The sequence below is a fragment of the Micromonospora sp. WMMD956 genome (assembly GCF_029626125.1).
GTDB lineage: Bacteria > Actinomycetota > Actinomycetes > Mycobacteriales > Micromonosporaceae > Micromonospora > Micromonospora carbonacea.
This window is the reverse complement of sequence record NZ_JARUBI010000005.1, coordinates 1,400,660-1,421,854: the sequence shown is the minus strand read 5'-3', so window position 1 is coordinate 1,421,854 and position 21,195 is coordinate 1,400,660. Positions and strand designations below refer to the sequence as shown.

The following is a 21,195-nucleotide window of genomic DNA, read 5'->3' as shown; positions in this document are numbered from 1 at the left end:
TCGGTGACTCCCGCAGAACTGGCCGAGGTCGTCCTCTCCGCAGCCCACGCAGTCTTCGCCGACCGGGGCCTGGACAGCTCCGCGCTCCCGGGGCGCACCGCCGTCGAGCGACCGCGCAACCCCGAGCACGGCGACTACGCCTCGACGCTCGCGCTCCAGCTGAGCAAGAAGGTGGGCGTGCCGCCGCGGGAGCTGGCCACCGCGCTGGCCGAGCAGCTCGGCCGGGCCCCCGGGGTCAAGTCGGTGGAGATCGCGGGGCCGGGCTTCCTCAACATCCGGCTCGACGCCGCCGCCGCCGGGCAGCTCGCCCGGTCGATCGTCGAGGCCGGCCCGGCGTACGGCACCGGCACGGCCCTTGCCGGCCAGAAGATCAACCTGGAGTTCGTCTCGGCGAACCCGACCGGCCCGGTGCACATCGGCGGGGTCCGCTGGGCCGCCGTCGGCGACGCGCTGAGCCGGCTGCTGCGCGCGACCGGCGCCGACGTGGGCACGGAATACTACTTCAACGACGCCGGCTCCCAGATCGACCGGTTCGCCCGGTCCCTGCTCGCCGCCGCCAAGGGCGAGCCCGCCCCGGAGGACGGCTACGGCGGCGCGTACATCGCGGAGATCGCCACCGAGGTCCGCAGCCGGCGGCCCGACGTGCTGGAGCTGGGCGACGCCGCCGCGCAGGAGGTGTTCCGGGTCGAGGGCGTCGAGCTGATGTTCGAGGAGATCAGGTCCTCGCTGCGCGACTTCGGGGTGGAGTTCGACACCTACTTCAACGAGAAGGACCTGCACGACCGGGGCGAGCTGGACCACGCCCTGGCCCGGCTGCGCGAGCAGGGCCACCTCTACGAGGCCGACGGGGCCACCTGGCTGCGCACCACCGACTTCGGCGACGACAAGGACCGGGTGCTGCGCAAGTCCAACGGTGAGTGGACGTACTTCGCCGCGGACTGCGCGTACTACCTCGACAAGCGTGAGCGCGGCTTCGACCGCGTGGTGATCATGCTGGGCGCCGACCACCACGGCTACATCGGCCGGATGAAGGCGATGTCCGCCTGCTTCGGCGACGACCCCGCCGTCAACCTGGAGATCCTGATCGGCCAGCTGGTCAACCTGGTCCGCGACGGGCAGCCGGTGCGGATGAGCAAGCGGGCCGGCACCGTGGTCACCCTGGAGGACCTGGTCGACGCGATCGGCGTGGACGCCTCCCGGTACGCGCTGGCCCGCTACTCCAGCGACTCGCCGATCGACATCGACGTGGAGCTGTGGACCCGGGCCACCCGCGACAACCCGGTCTACTACGTGCAGTACGTGGCGGCGCGCACCGCCAGCGTGGGCCGCAACGCGGCCGAGGTGGGGCTGACCCGGGGCGACGCCGAGGCGTTCCGCCCCGAGCTGCTCTCCCACGACAAGGAGAACGACCTGCTCAAGGCGCTCGCCGAGTTCCCGGCCGTGGTCGCCACCGCCGCCGAGCTGCGGGAGCCGCACCGGGTGGCCCGCTATCTGGAGGAGCTGGCCGGGGCGTACCACCGGTTCTACGACAACTGCCGGATCCTGCCGCGCGGCGACGAGGAGGTCACCGACCTGCACCGGGCCCGGCTCTGGCTCAACGACGCCACCCGCACGGTGATCGCCAACGGGCTGCGGCTGCTCGGCGTGTCCGCCCCGGAGAGGATGTGACATGCGAGCGCGAGGAGTGAGCTTGCGAGCCCCGCAGTCGCGAAGCGGAGACCGGTGCATGCGAGCGCGAGGAGTGAGCTTGCGAGCCCCGCAGTCGCGAAGCGGAGACCGGTGCATGCGAGCGCGAGGAGTGAGCTTGCGAGCCCCGCAGCCGCGAAGCGGAGAACGCTGATGCGGGCGCACGAGGCCGGCGCGCTGCACGGCGACATCGGCAGCCGGGGACCGGCGTGGCTGCGTACCCCGATCGACGTCAACGCCCTGGTGCCGCAGCTCTGGCCGCGCACGGTGACCCGGGCCGCCGACGGCGCGCTCGCCGTCGGCGGGCTCGGTGTGCGCGAGATCGCGGCCGAGTTCGGCACCCCGGTGTACGTGCTCGACGAGGACGACCTGCGCTCGCGCTGCCGCGACTTCCGGGCGGCCTTCCCCGACGCCGACGTCTACTACGCGGGCAAGGCGTTCCTGTGCCGGGCGGTGGTGCGGATGATCGCCGAGGAGGGCCTCTTCCTCGACGTCTGCACCGGCGGCGAGCTGGCCACCGCGCTGTCGGCCGGGATGCCGGCGGAGCGGATCGGATTCCACGGCAACAACAAGTCGGTGGCGGAGCTGACCCGGGCCCTGGACGCGGGGGTGGGGCGGATCGTCCTGGACTCGTTCACCGAGATCGACCGGCTCACCGCGCTGGCCCGCGAGCGCGGGGTACGCCCCGCCGTGCTGATCCGGGTCACCGTCGGCGTGGAGGCGCACACCCACGAGTTCATCGCCACCGCGCACGAGGACCAGAAGTTCGGCTTCTCGCTGGCCGGCGGGGCGGCGGTCGCCGCCGCCTTCCAGGTCATCGACGACGGCGTGCTCGACCTGCGCGGGCTGCACTCGCACATCGGCTCGCAGATCTTCGACGCCAGCGGGTTCGAGGTCTCCGCCCGCCGGGTGCTCGCCCTCCAGGCGCAGATCCGCGACGCCCGGGGCGTCGAGCTGCCCGAGCTGGACCTGGGCGGCGGCTTCGGCATCGCGTACACGACGCAGGACGACCCGGCGACCCCGCAGGAGCTGGCCAAGCGGCTGCGCAAGATCGTCGACGGGGAGTGCGCCGCCGAGCGGCTGGCCGTGCCGCGCCTGTCCATCGAGCCCGGCCGGGCCATCGTCGGCCCGGCGGTGTTCACGCTCTACGAGGTCGGCACGGTCAAGGACGTCGACGGCCTGCGCACCTACGTGAGCGTGGACGGGGGGATGAGCGACAACATCCGCACCGCCCTCTACGACGCGTCGTACTCGGCGACGCTGGCCTCCCGGGCCTCGACGGCCGAGCCGCTGCTCGCCCGCGTGGTGGGAAAGCACTGTGAGTCCGGGGACATCGTGGTGAAGGATGAATTCCTGCCCGCTGACGTGCAGGCCGGAGATCTTGTCGCGGTGCCCGGGACGGGTGCCTACTGCCGGAGCATGGCCAGCAACTACAACCACGTGCCCCGCCCCGCGGTGGTGGCGGTGCGCGCCGGCCGGGCGCGACTGATCGTCCGGCGGGAGACGGAAGAGGACCTGCTCGCATTGGACGTCGGATGACCTCACCTGTGCGCTTGGCGCTGCTCGGCTGCGGAACGGTCGGCAGCGAGGTGGTACGGCTGCTGCACGAGCAGTCGGCCGACCTCGCGGCCCGCATCGGCGCGCCCCTGGAGATCGCCGGCATCGCCGTGCGCCGGCTCGGCCGGGACCGGGGCGACCTGCCGGTCGACGAGGCGCTGTTCACCACCGACCCGCTCGGCCTGATCAAGCGGGACGACGTCGACGTGGTGGTCGAGGTGGTCGGCGGGATCGAGCCGGCCCGGGGCTGGCTCGTCGAGGCGCTGCGGGCGGGCAAGAGCGTGGTCACCGCCAACAAGGCGCTGCTCGCCGAGGACGGCCCGGCCCTGCACGACGCGGCGGCCGAGGGCGGTGCCGACCTCTACTACGAGGCGTCGGTCGCCGGGGCCATCCCGCTGCTGCGCCCGCTGCGCGAATCGCTGCACGGCGACCGGGTCAACCGGGTCACCGGCATCGTCAACGGCACCACCAACTTCATCCTCTCGGCCATGGACGCCACCGGGGCCGGCTTCGCCGAGGCCCTGGAGGAGGCCACCGAGCTGGGCTACGCCGAGGCCGACCCGACGGCCGACGTGGAGGGCTTCGACGCGGCGGCCAAGGCGGCGATCCTCGCCTCGCTGGCGTTCCACACCCGGGTCACCGCCGCCGACGTGCACCGCGAGGGGATCACCGAGGTCACCGCCGCCGACGTCGCCAGCGCCAAGGCGATGGGCTGCACGATCAAGCTGCTCTGCATCGCCGCCCGGGGCCGCGACGCCGCCGGCCGGGAGACGGTCAGCGTGCGGGTGCACCCGGCGATGATTCCCCTGACCCACCCGCTGGCCAGCGTCGGCGACGCGTTCAACGCGGTCTTCGTCGAGGCCGAGGCGGCCGGGCAGCTCATGTTCTACGGCCGGGGCGCGGGCGGCGCGCCGACCGCCAGCGCCGTGCTCGGCGACGTGGTGGCGGTGGCCCGCAACCGGCTCGCCGGGGTGCGCGCGCCCAGCGAGTCGGCGTACGCGGATCTCGCGGTGCGGCCGATGGGTGAGGCGCTGACGCGCTACCACATCAGCCTCGACGTGGCCGACCGTCCGGGGGTGCTCGCGGCGGTGGCCGGGGTGTTCGCCCGGCACGACGTGTCCATCGCCACGGTCCGGCAGGGCTCGGCGGACGGTCCGGCCGGCTCCGGCGACGCCGAGCTGGTCATCGTCACCCACGTCGCGCCGGACGCCGCGCTCGCCGCCACCGTGGAGGAGCTGCGCGGGCTGGACATCGTGCGGTCGGTGGCGAGCGTCCTGCGGGTCGAGGGCGGGGCCTGACGCGGCTGCCCGCCGGCTCCCGCGCGGGCGGCGCGCCCACCACGGCGCGCGCGTGGGCGTCTCGCCTGGTGGTTACGCTCAGGTGCGGCGCGCGCCGGTCGGCGAGGCTGGTCCACGCTGGGTGTGCCCGGCCTGTCGGCGGGGCGGTAGAGGTGAGGAGAGCGACATGTGGCGGGGTCTGATCGAGACGTACCGGGACCGGCTGCCGGTCACCGACGCCACCCCGGTCGTCACCCTGCACGAGGGGAACACCCCGCTGCTGCCCGCGCCGGTGCTCTCCGCCCGGCTCGGCTGTGACGTCTATCTCAAGGTCGAGGGGGCCAACCCGACCGGCTCGTTCAAGGACCGGGGCATGACGCTCGCGGTCTCCAAGGCCGTCGAGCACGGCGACAAGGCCATCATCTGCGCCTCGACCGGCAACACCAGTGCCTCCGCCGCCGCGTACGCGGCCCGCGCCGGGATCACCTGCGCCGTGCTGGTGCCGCAGGGCAAGATCGCGCTGGGCAAGCTGGCCCAGGCGCTGGTGCACGGCGCGCGGCTGCTCCAGGTCACCGGCAACTTCGACGACTGCCTGGCGCTGGCCGCCAAGCTCGCCCAGGACTACCCGGTCGCGCTGGTCAACTCGGTCAACCCCGACCGCCTGCACGGGCAGAAGACGGCCGCGTTCGAGATCGTCGAGGCGCTCGGCGACGCGCCCGACATCCACTGCCTGCCGGTCGGCAACGCGGGCAACATCTCCGCCTACTGGATGGGCTACTCGGAGGACCTGCGCGACGGCAACGCCACGAAGGCCCCGAAGATGTACGGCTTCCAGGCCGCCGGGGCCGCTCCGATCGTCACCGGCCAGGTGGTGCACGAGCCGTCGACCATCGCCACCGCCATCCGGATCGGCAACCCGGCGAGCTGGACGAAGGCCGTCGACGCCCGGGACGCCTCCGGCGGCCTGATCGCCGCCGTCAGCGACCGGGAGATCCTGGCCGCCTACCGGCTGCTGGCCCGCGAGGTCGGCGCGTTCGTGGAGCTGGGCAGCGCGGCCAGCGTCGCCGGGCTGCTCCAGCAGGCCGCCGCCGGCAGGGTGCCGGCCGGCTCGACGGTCGTCTGCACGGTCACCGGGCACGGCCTCAAGGACCCGGAGTGGGCCATCTCCACGGCCCCCGCCCCGATCACCATCGGCAACGACGCCCTCGCCGCCGCCCGCTCCCTCGACCTGGCCTGAGCCCGCGCCGGGCGGCGGCCCGCCGAGCGCCGACGTGGCCGGTCGGGCGGGCCGGTGACGGGGGGTGACGGGCCGTCTGGTCCACGGGCGGCGGGCGCGGCCCGCGCGGCGACGGGCGGGACACGCCGTCGGGGCGGGGCAGCGCGACCCCTGGACCAACCGGGATGATGGGGTCGGGCACACTCTTCGTTACCGAGTCGTCCCATCCTTCTCTTCCCAGGAGTTGAGCCACGCCGATGTCGCTGCTCGCCAGATTCAGCCTCGCCAACCGAGGGCTGGTCGCCCTCATCGCGGTGGTCACGACGCTGTTCGGTCTGTTCGCCGTCCCGTCGTTGAAGCAGCAACTCCTGCCGTCGCTGGAGTTCCCGGGCGCGTTCGTCGTGGCCGTCTACCCCGGCGCCGCGCCCGAGATCGTCGAGTCGCAGGTGACCGAGCCGATCGAGAACAGCATCCAGGGCATCCCCGGGCTCGAGAAGGTCACCTCCACCTCCCGCGAGGGCTCGGCCACCGTCCAGGTGGAGTTCACGTTCGGCACCGACCTGGACAACGTGGTCAACAAGATGGAGACCGCGCTGAACCGGATCGACAGCCTGCTCCCCGAGGGCGTCGACCCGCAGATCCTCACCGGCACCACCGACGACCTCCCGGCCGTGGTCATCGCCGCTTCGGGCGGCGGCGGCGACGAGCGGGCGCTGGCCGACCGGCTGCGCGACACCGTCGTGCCGGAGCTGGAGGGCATCGACGGGGTCCGCACCGTCGCGGTGACCGGCACCCGGGAGCAGGTCGTCACGATCACGCCGGACCCGGCGAAGCTGGCCGCCGCGAAGCTCGCGCCGACCGCGATCGGCGCCGCCCTGAAGACCAACGGCGTCGCCGTGCCGGCCGGCGCGGTCAGCGACGGCTCGCGGGCCCTCACCGTCCAGGTGGGCACGCCGATCCGCTCCGTCGACGACCTCAAGGGCATCGTGCTCGCCTCCACCGCGCCGAAGACGGCCCCGGTGAAGCTCGGCGACGTGGCGGCCGTGGAGCAGCAGCTCGCCCCGCCCACCTCGTTCACCCGCACCAACGGCCGGGACAGCCTCGGCATCGCCGTCATCGCCGCGCCGGACGGCAACGCCGTCGAGATCTCCCACGAGATCCGCGACCGCCTCGCCGACCTGCGTTCGGCCTCCGGCGCGGACCTGACCGTCGTGTTCGACCAGGCCCCGTTCGTGGAGAAGTCCATCGAGAGCCTCACCACCGAGGGCCTGCTGGGCCTGGTCATGGCGGTCGTGGTCATCCTGGTCTTCCTGCTGTCGGTGCGTTCCACCGTGGTCACCGCCGTGTCGATCCCGCTGTCGGTGCTGGTGGCGCTCATCGCGCTGTGGATCGGCGACTACTCGCTCAACCTGCTCACCCTCGGCGCGTTGACCATCGCGGTCGGCCGGGTGGTCGACGACTCGATCGTGGTGCTGGAGAACATCAAACGCCACCTGGAATACGGCGAGCCGAAGCGGCAGGCGATCCTCGCGGCGGTCCGGGAGGTGGCCGGCGCGGTGACCGCGTCGACGCTGACCACGGTCGCCGTGTTCGCCCCGATCGCGCTGGTCGGCGGCTTCGTCGGGCAGCTCTTCGCGCCGTTCGCGATCACCGTGACGGTGGCCCTGCTCGCCTCGCTGCTGGTCTCGCTCACGGTGATCCCGGTGCTGGCCTACTGGTTCCTCAAGCCGAAGCAGGGCGGGGCGGACGACGAGGCCGCGCGCCGGGCCGCCGAGGAGAAGGAGCTGCGCAGCCCGCTCCAGCGGGGCTACCTGCCGGTGATCGGGTTCGCCACCCGCAGCCGGGGCACCCGCTGGATCACCGTCGCGTTGGGGCTGGTGGTGCTGCTCGGCACGGTCGTCCTCTCCGGCGCGCTGAAGACCAACTTCCTGGACGACTCCGGTCAGGACACGCTGACCATCACCCAGCAGCTCCCGGCGGGCAGCGGCCTGGCCGCCACCGACCGGGCGGCCCGCCAGGTCGAGTCGGTGCTCGACCGGGCCGAGGGCGTCGAGACCTACCAGGTCAGCGCCGGGGGCAGCGACCAGCCCTGGGCGGGCGGCGGTGGCAACAACGCCGCCGCCTTCTCGGTGACGCTCGACGGCGAGACCGACGTCGCCGAGGTGAAGCGGGAGCTGCGCCGCGAGTTCGACTCCCTCGGCGCCTCCGTCGGCGAGCTGAGCTTCGGCGGGGCCGACGCCGGCGGGTCGACCAACCAGCTTGAGGTCGTCGTGCAGGCGGCGGACACCGAGGTGCTGACCCGGGCCGCCGAGCAGGCGCGGGCCGCCATGGCCGGCACGGCCGACGTCGAGGACGTCTCGACCAGCCTGGCCGAGCGGGTGCCGCGGGTGGACGTGACCGTGGACCGGCTGGCCGCGGCGCGGGCGGGGCTCACCGAGGCGGCCGTCGGGCAGCTCGTGGCCCAGGTCTACCGGGGCACCCCGCTGGGGCAGGTCACCTTCGACGGCGGCCAGCAGGACGTGGTGCTGCGTTCCGGCGCGCAGCCGCCGCTGACGGTGGAGGAGCTGCGGGCCCTGCGCGTCGGCCCGGTCAAGCTCGACGACATCGCCGACATCACCCAGGCCGAGGGGCCGCAGCAGGTGACCCGCATCGACGGGGAGCGCAGCGTCACGGTCACCGGCACGGCGACCGGCGCCAACCTCGGCGCGACCACCGAGGAGCTGCGCAAGAAGCTGGACGCCATCGACGTCCCCGGCGCGACCATCAGCATCGGCGGCGTCAGCGCCGACCAGGCGGACGCGTTCGCCGACCTGGGGCTGGCCGTGCTCGCGGCCATCGCGATCGTGTTCCTGATCATGGTGGCGACGTTCCGCAGCCTGACCCAGGCGCTGATCCTGCTGATCTCCGTGCCGTTCGCGGCGACCGGCGCGATCGGCCTGCTGCTGGCCACCGGCACCCCGCTGGGCGTGCCGGCGCTGATCGGCGTGCTGATGCTGGTCGGCATCGTGGTGACCAACGCCATCGTGCTGCTGGATCTGATCAACCAGTACCGGGCGCAGGGCATGGGCGTCGGCGAGGCGGTGATCGAGGGCGGCCGGCGGCGGCTGCGCCCGATCCTGATGACGGCCGTCGCCACGATCTTCGCGCTGCTGCCGATGGCGTTCGGCCTGACCGGGGAGGGCGGCTTCATCTCCAAGCCGCTGGCGATCGTGGTGATCGGTGGCCTGCTCAGCTCCACCATGCTCACCCTGATCCTGGTCCCGACCCTCTACACGATGGTGGAGAACACCAAGGAGTCGCTGCGGGCCCGCCGGCAGCGTCGTCGGGGAGTTCCGCCGGTGGAGCCCGCCGCCGACGGCCCGACGCCGGCCGGCGAGCCCGTGCCCGCCGCCGAGCCCGTGCCTGCCGGGACCGCGCCGTCGGCGGCCCTGGTGGACGGCACCGACCAGTTCGAGGTGCTGCGCCTGCCGAAGAGCCGGCAGTCGCCGCTGCCACCGCCGGCCGAGTAACCGCCGCGACCGCGCACGCCCCCGCCGGGTCCACTCCGGCGGGGGCGTGCGCGCGTCCGGCCGGGTCGCGCATCCGGCCGGTTGCGCTGCGTCAGAGGTCGCATACTGACGGTGTCGGGTCGCGGCGGGTGACCTGCTGTCGCGCGGGAGCGGGCATGGCGGACGGCGCGGGCCGGTGGGGGCGGCGGGCGGTGCTGCGCCGGGCCGGGCTGCTCGCCGGGGGCGCGCTCGTCGGGGCCGGCGTCACGGCCCAGTCCACCTGGATCGCCGACCGGCGGCTGCCCCTGGCCGGCGGCCCGGCCAGCGCCACCGTGGGCGGCGACGCGCAGCAGGTCGGCGACGGCGAGGTGTCGGTCGTCTGGGGCGCCCGCACCGGCCAGCGGCTGGTGGCGCTCACCTTCGACGACGGCCCCCGCCCACAGTGGACCCCGATGGTGCTCGACACCCTGGAGCGGTATGCCGTGCCGGCCACGTTCTTCCTGGTCGGGCAGCGCGTCCGGCAGCACGCGGGCCTGCTGCGCGGCCGGCTCGGCCGGCACGAGGTGGGCAACCACAGCTGGGCGCACCACGACCTCGCCCGGCACGACGCCGACGAGGTCCACGACGACCTGAGCCGGGCGCACGACGCGATCGCCGAGGGCGTCGGGGTCGCCCCCCGGCTGCTGCGTCCCCCGTACGGGCACCTCGGCGGCGCGGTGCTGCACGCCGCCGCCCGGCTGGACTACCGGCTCGTGCTCTGGTCGTTCCAGATGGCCGAGGCGCGGTTCCCGGACGACCCGGCCGGGCACGCCCGGCGGGTCGTCGCCGGGGTGCGACCGGGCATGATCCTGCTCGCCCACGACGTCGGGGACGCCCGCCGGCTGGTCGCCCTGCGCGGCCTGCCCGACATGATCACGGGCCTGCGGGGCCGGGGCTTCACCTTCGTCACCGTCTCCGAGCTGCTGCGGCAGGCGGGCGCGCCGCAGCCCGGCGGGTAGGCTTCCCGTACGTGTCTCCCACCCTCTCGGTCCTGGTCCGCAACCGCAGCTTCCGCAACCTCTTCCTGGCCGAACTGGTGGTCTTCGGCGCGGACTGGTTCGTCATGGTGCCGCTGCTCGTCCTGCTGCCGAAGCTGACCGGCAGCGGGGTCTGGGGCGCCCTCGTGCTCGCCCTGGACACCGGCGTGGTGGCGCTGCTGCTGCCGTACACGGGGACGATCGCGGACCGGTTCGACCGCAAGAAGATCATGATGGCGGCCAACGTCGCCGCGCTGCTCGGCGTGCTCCTGCTGCTGGGCGTCCGGGGCGCGGGCACGGCGTGGCTGGCGATGGTGGCGATCGCCGTGGTGGCGGTGGCGAAGGCGTTCTACTCGCCGGCCGCCCAGGCCGCCCTGCCCAACGTCCTCGACCCGCAGGACCTGGCCGCCGGCAACGCGATCGCCGGCTCGGCCTGGGGCACCATGACCGTCGTCGGCGCGTCGCTGGGCGGCGTGCTCAGTGCCGCCGCCGGGCCGTACGTCTGCTTCTGGGTGGCCGCCGGCGGCCTGGCGCTGGCGGCGGGCCTCGCCGGGCTGATCCGCCGCCCGTTGCAGGCCCCCCGCGACACCGCCGTGCCCGCGCAGCGCACCTGGGCGGCGATCCGGGAGGCCCTCGGCTACATAGGGCACCGGCCCCGGGTGCTCGGCCTGGTCACGGTGAAGTCGGCGGTCGGGCTCGGCAACGGGGTGCTGACCGTCTTCCCGCTGCTCGCCGGCGTCTACGGGGTGAGTGCGATCGGCGTCGGCCTGCTCTTCGCGGTACGCGGCGCGGGCGCGCTGGTCGGGCCGATCCTGATGCGCCAGGTGCTGACGAACCGCGCCTGGCTGCTCCCCGGCCTCGCGCTGTCGATGTCGCTGTACGGCCTGGCCTACCTGGGCACGGCGGTGGTGAACTGGTTCCCGCTGGTGCTGGCGCTGGTGTTCGTCGCGCACTTCGCCGGCGGGAGCAACTGGGTGATGTCGAACTTCGCCCTCCAGGGCGAGGTGCCGGACCGGCTGCGCGGGCGCGTCTTCGCCACCGACATGATGCTGGCCACCCTGGCGATCTCGGTGAGCCAGCTGGTGGTGGCCGGGGTGGTGGACCTGGTCGACGAGCGGGTGGTGCTGGCCGGATGCGGCCTGGTCACCCTGGTCTACGCGCTCGGCTGGCGGGTCGCCACCCGGCGGCTGTCGCTGACCGACCCGGTCGCCGAGGCCACTGCGACGGGGGCGGCGTGAGGGGCGCGCCCGGTCAGCGCCCCGGCGATCACCAGACCCAGCCCGGTGGGGTGCAGCAGGGCGAAGACCACGCCGACCGCCGCGCTGTAGCGGGCGACCGTACCGGCGGGCAGCGACGACCACGCGGAGGAGTAGAGCTGGGGCAGGGCGACCAGCCAGGCGATGTTGAGCAGGGCGGTGACCAGCAGGACAATCACGCCGGCCAGCAGCAGGGCCCGCGAGGGGCCCCGCAGGCGGTGGCGGCTCACGGCGGCCAGGACCAGCCCGGTCACCAGCACCAGCACGGTGGGCAGTTGGGTGGCCGTCTGCACGGCCGCGTACCCCAGGAATTCCACGCCGTTCTCCTCCCTGCGGACCTGTCGGCCGTCAGGCTAGCGAGGGGCGTCACGTCCCACGGGCCGGGCGGGACGCCGCGGGGCCGGTGCCGGGCCGGTGCGGCGGCCTAGCATGAGCGTCGTGCCGACGACATTCGTGTCCGGGCCGGTGAAGGTCCGGGTCCCCGCCACCAGCGCCAACCTCGGGCCGGGGTTCGACGCGCTGGGGCTGGCGCTCGGCCTGCACGACGACGTGGCCGCCGAGGTGGTGCCCGACGGCGTCCGGGTCACGGTGTCCGGGCAGGGCGCGGGCGAGTTGCCCGCCGACGAGTCGCACCTGGTCGTCCAGGCCATGCGGGCCACCTTCGACGCGCTGGGCGCGCAGCCGCCGGGCCTCGCGGTGGAGTGCGTCAACCGGATCCCGCAGGCCCGTGGGCTGGGCTCCTCGTCGGCCGCCATCGTGGCCGGCGTGCAACTGGCCCGGTCCCTGGTCGTCGACGGCTTGACCCGGTTGGACGACGCGGGCGCGCTGCGGCTGGCGGCCGAGATCGAGGGGCACCCCGACAACGTCGCGCCCTGCCTGCTCGGCGGCTTCACGATCGCCTGGACGGAGCCGACCGGCGCCCGGGCGGTCTCGCTGGCCGTGGCCGAGGGGGTGCGCCCGATCGTCTTCGTGCCCGCCGAGCGCGGGCTGACCGCCGTGGCCCGGGCCGCGTTGCCGGCGGCGGTCCCGCACGGCGACGCCGCGCTCAACGCCGGCCGGGCGGCGCTGCTGGTGCACGCCCTGACCGCCGAGCCGGCGCTGCTGCTGCCCGCCACGGTCGACCGGCTGCACCAGGACTACCGCGCCGCCGGTATGCCGGGCTCGTCTGCGCTGGTGTCAGCGCTGCGTGCGGCCGGTGTGGCGGCGGTGGTCAGTGGGGCCGGGCCCACCGTGCTGGCGCTCACCGAGCCCGCGGAACATTTCGCGCCCGGGGCCGGTTGGCAGGTCTGGTCGTTGGGTATAGACAGCAGCGGAGCGCGTGTCGCGCGGGGTACACTTGAACACGCCGAGCGGGACCCTGTTGCCGCAGGTCGGAAGAGTTGATTACGCTCTAGACTTAGCACAGCCGCGAAGCATGCGATCCTCCTGCGGGTCGGCGCACCCCCGAAGCTATCGGCGGTCAGCCCGTCACCCCTGCCTAAGGCCCACGCCGCACCGCAGTTTCCGCAGGTCGCCGCAGACGGCGAGACCTGCTCACCGAGGTTGGTGAGTCGGGGAAACCGACCGGCTGCTGTGTCACAGTCTCCCGCGACGCGTCATGCGAGGCGGGTGCACCGAGGCCGCCCGGCCACCTGCTTGTCGACTCCGGGCAGTCCCGGCCTATCGAGGGAAGGAATCCATTGAGCGACACCACCGACGTGACGTCGGATGTTTCCAACGTCGCTGGCGATGCCACCGCGGCTGCCCCCACCCGTCGTCGGCGTAGCGGCACCGGGCTGTCGGCGATGCTGCTGCCGGAGCTCCAGAGCCTGGCCGCGTCGCTCGGCATCTCCGGCACGGCTCGCATGCGCAAGGGCGAGCTGATCAGCGCGATCTCCGAGCGGCAGGGCGGCGCCGCCGCCGGGACCCCTCGTCCACGGGCCGAGGCCACGGCCGCCGCCGCTCCGGCCCGCGAGGAGGTGCGCGCCGAGGTCACCCAGGCCCCGTCGGGCGCCGAGCGGGCCCCGGCCGAGCCGACCGCCGCCCCGGCGGAGGGCCGGACCCGGACCCGGCGCAGCCGGGCCGTCGCGGCGGCCGAGTCGCGGCCCGCCGAGGCCGAGACCCGGCCGGCGGAGCCCCGGGCCGAGGAGCCGCCGGCCGCCGCCACCGTTGTCGCCGAGCCCGCCGAGCGGGTCGAGGGGCGTCGGGAGCGGGGCAGCCGGGACCAGGCCGAGCGCGGCGAGCGGGCCGAGCGGACCGAGCGCGGCGACCGGGCCGAGCGCGGCGACCGGGCCGAGCGCGGTGGGGACCGCAACGAGCGGGGCGACCGGTCCGAGCGGGCCGAGCGTGACCGCAACGACCGTGGCGAGCGGGCCGAGCGTGGCGACCGCAACGAGCGGACCGACCGCAACGAGCGGACCGACCGTGGCGACCGCAACGACCGCAACGACCGGGGTCAGCGCGCCGAGCGGGACAACGGCGACGACGACGACGAGGGCGGCGGCCGGCGGGGCCGGCGCAGCCGCTTCCGCGACCGCCGCCGGGGCCGGGGCGAGCGCGGCGAGGGCGACGGCGCCGCCGGTGGCGGTGGCGGCGGGCGCGAGCCGCAGGTGAGCGAGGACGACGTGCTCGTCCCGGTCGCCGGCATCATCGACGTGCTCGACAACTACGCCTTCGTCCGGACCACCGGCTACCTGGCCGGCCCGAACGACGTCTACGTCTCGATGTCCCAGATCAAGAAGTACGGCCTGCGCCGGGGCGACGCGATCACCGGCGCGGTGCGGGCGGCCCGGGACGGCGAGCAGCGGCGGGACAAGTACAACCCGCTGGTGCGGCTCGACACGATCAACGGGATGGAGCCGGAGGAGGCCCGGCGGCGGCCGGAGTTCTACAAGCTCACCCCGCTCTACCCGCAGGAGCGGCTGCGGCTGGAGACGGAGCCGCACATCCTGACGACGCGGGTGATCGACCTGGTCATGCCGCTCGGCAAGGGCCAGCGGGCGCTGATCGTCTCGCCGCCGAAGGCGGGCAAGACGATGGTGCTCCAGGCGATCGCGAACGCCATCACGCACAACAACCCGGAGTGCCACCTGATGGTGGTGCTGGTGGACGAGCGGCCCGAAGAGGTCACCGACATGCAGCGGTCGGTGAAGGGCGAGGTCATCGCGGCCACGTTCGACCGTCCGCCGCAGGACCACACGACGGTGGCGGAGCTGGCGATCGAGCGGGCGAAGCGACTGGTCGAGCTGGGGCACGACGTGGTCGTGCTGCTCGACTCGGTGACCCGGCTCGGCCGGTCGTACAACCTGGCGGCGCCGGCCTCCGGCCGGATCATGTCGGGTGGTATCGACTCCACCGCGCTCTACCCGCCGAAGCGCTTCCTGGGTGCGGCCCGCAACATCGAGAACGGCGGCTCGCTGACCATCCTCGCCACCGCGCTGGTGGAGACCGGTTCCATGGCGGACACGGTCATCTTCGAGGAGTTCAAGGGCACCGGCAACGCGGAGCTGAAGCTCGACCGGAAGATCGCCGACAAGCGCACCTTCCCGGCCGTGGACGTCAGCGCCTCGGGCACGCGCAAGGAGGAGATCCTGCTCGCGCCGGAGGAGCTGGCCATCATCCACAAGCTCCGCAAGGTGCTGCACTCGCTGGACTCGCAGGCGGCGCTCGACCTCCTGCTGGACCGGCTCAAGCAGTCCCGCACCAACATCGAGTTCCTGATGCAGATCGCGAAGTCCACACCGGGCGAGTGATCCGGTAGGCAGTACGCGCGGAAGGGCACGGCCGCTCACGGCCGTGCCCTTCCGCGCGGTGTGCGCCCCGCGTGTCGCGTGCCCCCTCCGCGCGCCCCGCGCCCCTGGCCCGGTTGGTGAGAAGGGGACCCTTCTCTACCGGATGCGTTAACAAGGTGCCCTTCCTTGCACCCCGGGAATGCGGGAGGGGACCGGCACGTTGACGAAGCCGGACCTGCTGTGCGGCCCGCGCGAGGGGCCGGCTCACGCCCATGGCACACTGGTCAATCGGCCACCGGTTCCGGTTCACGCCCGATCCCGACGCACGTGTCGGGGCCGCACGGGCGACCCGGCGACCACCAAGCGAGAGGACCGAGGCGACATGAAGCCCAACATCCACCCGGAGTACACGACCACCGAGGTCACCTGCTCCTGCGGCAGCACCTTCACGACCCGCAGCACCGCCAAGGGCGGTTCCATCCACGTCGAGACCTGCAGCGCCTGCCACCCGTTCTACACCGGTAAGCAGCGCGTTCTCGACACGGCCGGCCGGGTCGCCAAGTTCCAGCAGAAGTACGCCAAGGTTCAGGCCAAGAAGGCCAAGTAGCTCCACGTTCGGCGCCCGCGTCCGGCTTCCCGCCGGGCGCGGGCGCTGTCCGTATTGCCCGCTTCCGTCCGGATGCCGCCGGCCGGTACGTCGTCGTCGAAGGAGCATCCGAGCATGAGCAGCGAGCGGCTGGCGGCCCTCCTCGACGAGTACGCCGAGCTGGAGAAGCGCCTCGCGGACCCGGCGATCCACGCGGACCAGGGCGTCGCCCGCCGGGTGGGCCGCCGCTACGCCGAGCTGTCGCCCCTGCACAAGGCGGCCGGCGAGCTGGAGCAGGCCCGCGCCGACCTGGCCGCGGCCCGGGAGCTGGCCGCCGAGGACCCGTCCTTCGCCGGCGAGGCGGAGTCGATCGCCGCCGGGCTGCCCGCCCTGGAGGAGCGCCTCGCCGAGCTGCTGATCCCGCGCGACCCGCACGACGCCAAGGACGTCATCGTCGAGATCAAGGCCGGCGAGGGCGGCGAGGAGTCGGCCCTGTTCGCCGGGGACCTGCTGCGGATGTACACCCGGTACGCCGAGCGCCGTGGCTGGCTCACCGAGGTCATCGACGCGCAGGACTCCGACCTGGGCGGAGTCAAGGACGTCTCGCTGGCGATCAAGACCAAGGGCGTCCCGGAGGGCGGCAACGGGGTGTGGTCGCGGCTCAAGTGGGAGGGCGGCGTGCACCGGGTGCAGCGCGTACCCGTCACCGAGTCGCAGGGGCGCATCCACACCAGCGCCGCCGGGGTGCTGGTGCTGCCCGAGGCCGAGGACGTCGACGTCACCATCGACGCCAACGACCTGCGGATCGACGTGTTCCGCTCGTCGGGCCCGGGCGGGCAGTCGGTCAACACCACCGACTCGGCGGTGCGGATCACCCACGTGCCGACCGGGATCGTCGTCTCCTGCCAGAACGAGAAGTCGCAGCTACAGAACCGGGAGCAGGCGATGCGCATCCTGCGGGCGCGGCTGCTGGCCGCCGCCCAGGAGCAGGCCGACGCCGCCGCCTCGGACGCCCGCAAGGCCCAGGTGCGCACCGTGGACCGCTCGGAGCGCATCCGCACGTACAACTTCCCGCAGAACCGGATCACCGACCACCGGATCGGCTACACGGCGTACAACCTCGACCTGGCCCTCGCCGGTGAGCTGGACGGCGTGCTGGACGCCCTGGCCGACGCGGACCGCGCGGCGCGGCTGGCCGGCGACCCGGAGCTGACCCGCCGCTGAGGCGGGCCGGCGGGGCTGCCGCCGCTCGCGGCCCCGGGCTGTGCCGCCGGTGCGGGGCGGCCCGGACAGGGGCTCAGCCGGCGCGGAGGCGGTTCTTCGCGGCGAGCATCTCCCGGTCGGCGGTCTCGAACGCCGCGCCGATCGCCCCGCGCAGGCCTGGGCCGTTGGCCTCGACCTCGGCGAAGCCGATGGTCACCCCGACCGGGGTGCCCGGCACCAGCGCCTCCCAGTCCTCCGTGCGCACCGCCGCCTCGATCCGGCGGGCCACGTCGGCCGCCTCGGCCATGCCCGCGCCGGAGAGCACCACCACGAACTCGTCGCCGCCGTAGCGGGCCACGAAGTCGCCCCGGCGCATGACCCGGTTGATCACCCCGGCGATGCGCTGGAGGACCAGGTCGCCGGAGTGGTGGCCGTGGCGGGTGTTGACCGCCTTGAAGCCGTCGAGGTCGCACACCCCGATCACCACCCGCTCCCCGCCGGCCACGACGGCCGCGATGTAGCGCTCCAGCCGGCGGCGGTTGGGCAGGCCGGTCAGCGGGTCGGTGAGCGCCTCGCCCTCGAACCGGGCCGCCTCCCGCCGCATCTCCTCGTGGTCGATCCGGGCGGCGATGCCGTCGATGTAGACGTCCCGCAGCCGGTCGTTGCGCTGGGCGGCGAGGCGGAACGCGTGCCGGTCGGCCCGGTGGGCCGCCGCGTGGTCGCCCGCCCGGGCATACGCGATGCTGCGCAGCCGGGCCGGCTCCGCCGCGCCGAGGGTCTCGTTGGAGACCCGGGCGGTGTCGAGCCGGGTGATCGCCTCGATCGGGTTGCCGGCCGCGATGGCCAGGCAGACCTGGCCGAGCTGGCGCATGTCCCGGGCGCGGGCGCTGTCCGCGCCGTGGCCGAGCAGCCGGTTCGGGTCGGCGTCGGCGGCGGTCTCCACCCGGTCGCCGAGGGCGGCCCGTCGGGCGGCGGCGTAGCCGTACGCGGCCAGGCTGCTCGGGCGCAGCTCCTCGGCGCGCCCGCCGCGCAGGAACCGGCCCAGGTCGGCGGCGACGTCCCGCAGCACCCGCAGGCAGCCGTCGCTGTCGCCGTTGTGGTCGAGGGCGACCGCGTTGCGCAGCCGGATGCCGGGCGCGGCGAACGTCTCCTCGGGGATGCCGGCGGCCAGCCCGAGCTGGCGGGCGCGCTCGATCGCGCCGAGCGCGTACCCGTGGAAGCTGAGGTAGGAGTAGGCCATCGCCAGGTCGTGCCAACCCCAGGCGGTGTCCCGGTCCGGGTCCTCGACCGCGCCCAGCGCCCGGGCCGCCTTCACCAGGTGGGTGACGCACCGGTCGAGCGCCCCCTGATGGTGGGCGGCGAGCGCGGCCAGCGCGTTGAGGTGCCCGTGCAGGTAGGGCTCGGCGAGGTCCCGTACGGCGGCGGACGCCTCCTCGATGGCCCGGGTGTATTCGGCGGTGCGCCCGAGATTGATCAACGCGGAGAGGCGCTGCACGAGCGCGTCGGCCCGGGCGTACTGGTCGTCCGTGCTGCGGATCACGCCGTCGAGCAGGAGGCAGGACTCGGCGGAGCGACTCACCTCCTGCAGGGCGCGCGCCCGTGTCAGGACGTCAACCTGGTCGTTGACCCGGTTGAGCCATCCCACCCGCGACCTCCCTGTCGGTGTGTGCACACGGAGGCACCAACTCGTGGCGCGGGCCCGCGACGCTTCATGATTATGTCGTGACCTCCCGTCCGCAACACCCGTCCGAAGGGTCAGAACGCCTCAGGCCCACGGTGGCGGTGGCCCGCGCCGCCCGCGTCCTCGCCGCGGCGGGGATCGATGCCCCCCGCGCCGAGGCCGAGCTGCTCGCCGCGCACGTGCTGGGCGTGCCCCGGGGACGGCTGGCGCTGGCCGACGGCCTCGCCCCCGACCAGGTCGACCGGTACGACGCCCTGGTCGCCCGGCGGGCCACCCGCGAGCCCCTCCAGCACCTCACCGGCACGGCCGCCTTCCGGCACCTGGAGCTGGCGGTCGGCCCCGGCGTCTTCGTGCCCCGCCCGGAGACGGAGCTGCTCGCCGGCTGGGGCGTCGACCAGGCCCGGCTACGGTCCGGCGGCGGAGGGCCGTCGATCCCGGGCGGGTCGGCGGTCCCGGGCGGCTCGTCGGTCCCGGGCGGGTCGGTGGCCGGCGCGGCGCCGCTGGCCGCCGGCAGCCCGCTGGTCGTCGACCTGTGCAGCGGGTCGGGGGCGATCGCCCTCGCCGTGGCCCAGGAGACGCCCGCCGCCCGGGTGGTGGCCGTGGAACGGTCCCCGGCGGCGCTGGCGTGGCTGCGGCGCAACGCGGCCGACCGGGCCGCGGCCGGGGACCGCCCGGTGGAGGTGGTGGCCGCCGACGTCACCGATCCGGGCCTGCTGGGCGGCCTGGAGGGGCGGGTGGACGTGCTGCTGTGCAACCCGCCGTACGTGCCGAGGGCGGTCGAGGTGCCCCCGGAGGTGGCGGCGCACGACCCGGACGAGGCGGTCTTCGGCGGGGCGGACGGGTTGGACGTGATCCGGCCGGTGCTGGCCCGGGCCGCGCTGCTGCTCCGCCCCGGCGGGGTGCTCGGCGTCGAGCACGACGACACGCACGGCGCGGCGGTGCCGGCGCTGCTGGCCGCCGACGGCCGGTACGAGGCGGTCGAGGAGCACCGGGACCTGGCCGGGCGGCCCCGGTTCGCCACCGCCCGCCGCCGGCTGCCGGCCGCCGCCCGCTGACCGCGCGCCGCCGGTTGCCGGCCCGCCCCTCGGTTACCACGCGCCGCCGGTGACCGGCCGCCCGCCGCGCCTCGCGGAGGCGGTCGCATCCGGACCTGTGGGACCCGTTCACGCCGACGACGCCGACCGGGCCGGGGCGTGGCAGACTGACTTCTCGTGATGCTCTACGACTGTCGGTCGCTCGCCGACCGGGACCGCGGCATCGCCGCTGCCATCGAGGCCGTCAAGAACGGCGAGCTGGTCGTCCTGCCGACGGACACGGTCTACGGGATCGGCGCGGACGCCTTCACCCCGTACGCGGTGCGGGCGCTCTCGGACGCCAAGGGCGGCACCCGGCAGGCGCCCCCGGTGCTGATCGGGTCCCGGCACACCCTCGACGGCCTGGTCTTCACGCTGCCCCGGTCGGCCCGCGACCTGGTCGAGGCGTTCTGGCCGGGCGCGCTCACGATCATCGTGGAGCACTCGCCGAGCCTGTCGTGGGACCTCGGCGACGAGACGGGCAGCGGCACGGTCGCGGTGCGGATGCCCCTGCACCCGGTGGCCCTGGAGGTGCTGCGGGAGACCGGCCCGATGGCGGTGGCGTCGGCCAACAAGGTGGGCCAGCCGGCTGCGGTGACCGCCGAGGCGGCCCGGGAACAGCTCGGCTACACGGTGCGGGCCTACCTGGAGGCGGGGGCGTGCCCCGACCCGGTGCCGAGCACCATCGTCGACCTCACCGGCGAGACGCCGACGCTGGTGCGCGCCGGGGCCATCCCGGTCGAGCAGCTGCGCGACGTCGTGCCGGACCTCGTCGAGAGCCGGGTGGGCTGAGTGCCGCCGTTCACCGTCCTGCACGTCTGCATGGGGAACATCTGCCGCTCGCCGATGGCGGAGCGGCTGCTGGCGCTGGCCGTCCGCGAGCGGCTGGCGCGGCGCGGCGTCGACCCGGCCGACGCCGACGCGCTGCTGCACAGCCACAGCGCCGGCACCGGGGGGTGGCACGCGGGCGAGGAGATGAACCCGCCGGCCGCCCGTCAGCTGGCCGCCCGGGGCGGCGACGTGGCCGGCTTCGCCGCCCGCAAGCTGCGCTCCGACCTCATCGACGCGGCCGACCTGGTGCTCACCGCCACCGCAGACCAGCAGGAGTACGTGGTGGCGCTGCGCCCCGACGCCGCGTCCCGCACGTTCGTGCTCGGCGAGTTCGGCCGGCTGCTGGCGGCCGTGGACGCCGCCGGGCTGCCTCCGGCCGACGCCACCGGCGACGCCGTGTACGCCCGGGGGGTGGCCCTGGTCGCCGCCGTGCACGCCGCCCGGGAGGGCGCGGCCCCGCTGCACACCGACGACCTCGACGACCCGTGGGGGCGCGGCGACCAGTGCTTCAGCCGGGTCGCCGACGAGATCGAGGAGACCGTTCACCCGCTGGCCGCCGCGCTGCTGCCCTGAGCCGGTTCCTCCCGCTGGCGCGGCGGGGGCGGGGCACGTCGC

The 21,195-nt window shown here is 74.6% G+C and carries 16 protein-coding genes; 14 read left to right on the top strand and 2 right to left on the bottom strand.

All coding sequences use genetic code 11. The features are described 5' to 3' along the window. Window positions 1-3 precede the first annotated feature (3 nt). From argS to O7628_RS06490, 7 genes are all read left to right on the top strand, one after another. Entirely contained in the window at window positions 4-1,668 is a 1,665-nt protein-coding gene (argS, locus tag O7628_RS06520; protein ID WP_074472753.1) for an arginine--tRNA ligase, read from the top strand. A gap of 171 nt (window positions 1,669-1,839) precedes the next feature. Continuing rightward, window positions 1,840-3,225, top strand: a complete 1,386-nt coding sequence (lysA, locus tag O7628_RS06515) for a diaminopimelate decarboxylase (protein ID WP_278129082.1) — start codon at window positions 1,840-1,842, stop codon at window positions 3,223-3,225. Window positions 3,226-3,233: 8 nt separating this feature from the next. After that, window positions 3,234-4,541 carry a homoserine dehydrogenase gene (locus O7628_RS06510; protein ID WP_278136239.1) on the top strand — a complete coding sequence of 436 codons (1,308 nt, stop codon included), beginning with the start codon at window positions 3,234-3,236 and terminating at the stop codon, window positions 4,539-4,541. Between the two features lie 166 nt (window positions 4,542-4,707). After that, window positions 4,708-5,757 (top strand): threonine synthase, encoded by a 1,050-nt coding sequence (gene thrC / locus O7628_RS06505; protein ID WP_074472755.1) that lies wholly within the window; start codon window positions 4,708-4,710, stop codon window positions 5,755-5,757. A gap of 236 nt (window positions 5,758-5,993) precedes the next feature. Beyond that, window positions 5,994-9,245: an efflux RND transporter permease subunit gene (locus tag O7628_RS06500; protein ID WP_278129078.1), complete on the top strand. Its 3,252-nt coding sequence runs from the start codon at window positions 5,994-5,996 to the stop codon at window positions 9,243-9,245. A 155-nt stretch (window positions 9,246-9,400) separates the two neighbouring features. Then, window positions 9,401-10,222: a polysaccharide deacetylase family protein gene (locus O7628_RS06495; protein ID WP_178066256.1), complete on the top strand. Its 822-nt coding sequence runs from the start codon at window positions 9,401-9,403 to the stop codon at window positions 10,220-10,222. Window positions 10,223-10,233: 11 nt separating this feature from the next. Further along, entirely contained in the window at window positions 10,234-11,478 is a 1,245-nt protein-coding gene (locus tag O7628_RS06490) for an MFS transporter (protein WP_278129077.1), read from the top strand. Here the strand turns inward: O7628_RS06490 and O7628_RS06485 are convergent. Next, a complete protein-coding gene (locus O7628_RS06485; protein ID WP_278129076.1) occupies window positions 11,394-11,813 on the bottom strand; it encodes a hypothetical protein in 420 nt (139 codons plus the stop codon). The two genes, O7628_RS06490 and O7628_RS06485, sit on opposite strands and share 85 nt — an antisense overlap. A 121-nt stretch (window positions 11,814-11,934) precedes the next feature. Between O7628_RS06485 and thrB the strand changes: the two genes are divergently transcribed. From thrB to prfA, 4 genes are all read left to right on the top strand, one after another. Continuing rightward, complete coding sequence (gene thrB / locus O7628_RS06480; RefSeq protein ID WP_278129074.1) at window positions 11,935-12,879, top strand: homoserine kinase; 945 nt, start codon at window positions 11,935-11,937, stop codon at window positions 12,877-12,879. 296 nt (window positions 12,880-13,175) lie between these two features. Then, window positions 13,176-15,227 (top strand): transcription termination factor Rho, encoded by a 2,052-nt coding sequence (gene rho, locus O7628_RS06475; protein WP_278129072.1) that lies wholly within the window; start codon window positions 13,176-13,178, stop codon window positions 15,225-15,227. A 361-nt stretch (window positions 15,228-15,588) separates the two neighbouring features. Further along, window positions 15,589-15,813, top strand: a complete 225-nt coding sequence (gene rpmE / locus O7628_RS06470) for a 50S ribosomal protein L31 (RefSeq protein WP_043966028.1) — start codon at window positions 15,589-15,591, stop codon at window positions 15,811-15,813. Between the two features lie 114 nt (window positions 15,814-15,927). After that, on the top strand, window positions 15,928-17,016 hold the full coding sequence (gene prfA / locus O7628_RS06465) for a peptide chain release factor 1 (protein ID WP_074472761.1): 1,089 nt from the start codon (window positions 15,928-15,930) through the stop codon (window positions 17,014-17,016). 73 nt (window positions 17,017-17,089) lie between these two features. Here prfA and O7628_RS06460 read toward each other — a convergent pair whose 3' ends face one another. Then, entirely contained in the window at window positions 17,090-18,640 is a 1,551-nt protein-coding gene (locus O7628_RS06460) for a GGDEF domain-containing protein (protein WP_074472762.1), read from the bottom strand. A 77-nt stretch (window positions 18,641-18,717) separates the two neighbouring features. On the opposite strand from O7628_RS06460, the gene prmC reads away from it, so the two are divergent. The 3 genes from prmC to O7628_RS06445 all read left to right on the top strand — a co-directional run bounded on the left by prmC (window position 18,718) and on the right by O7628_RS06445 (window position 21,153). After that, window positions 18,718-19,731, top strand: a complete 1,014-nt coding sequence (prmC, locus tag O7628_RS06455; protein ID WP_278129066.1) for a peptide chain release factor N(5)-glutamine methyltransferase — start codon at window positions 18,718-18,720, stop codon at window positions 19,729-19,731. Window positions 19,732-19,890: 159 nt separating this feature from the next. Further along, window positions 19,891-20,541: an L-threonylcarbamoyladenylate synthase gene (locus O7628_RS06450; RefSeq protein ID WP_178066251.1), complete on the top strand. Its 651-nt coding sequence runs from the start codon at window positions 19,891-19,893 to the stop codon at window positions 20,539-20,541. Then, entirely contained in the window at window positions 20,542-21,153 is a 612-nt protein-coding gene (locus O7628_RS06445) for a phosphotyrosine protein phosphatase (RefSeq protein WP_278129064.1), read from the top strand. It abuts the gene before it with no gap. Window positions 21,154-21,195 lie beyond the last annotated feature (42 nt).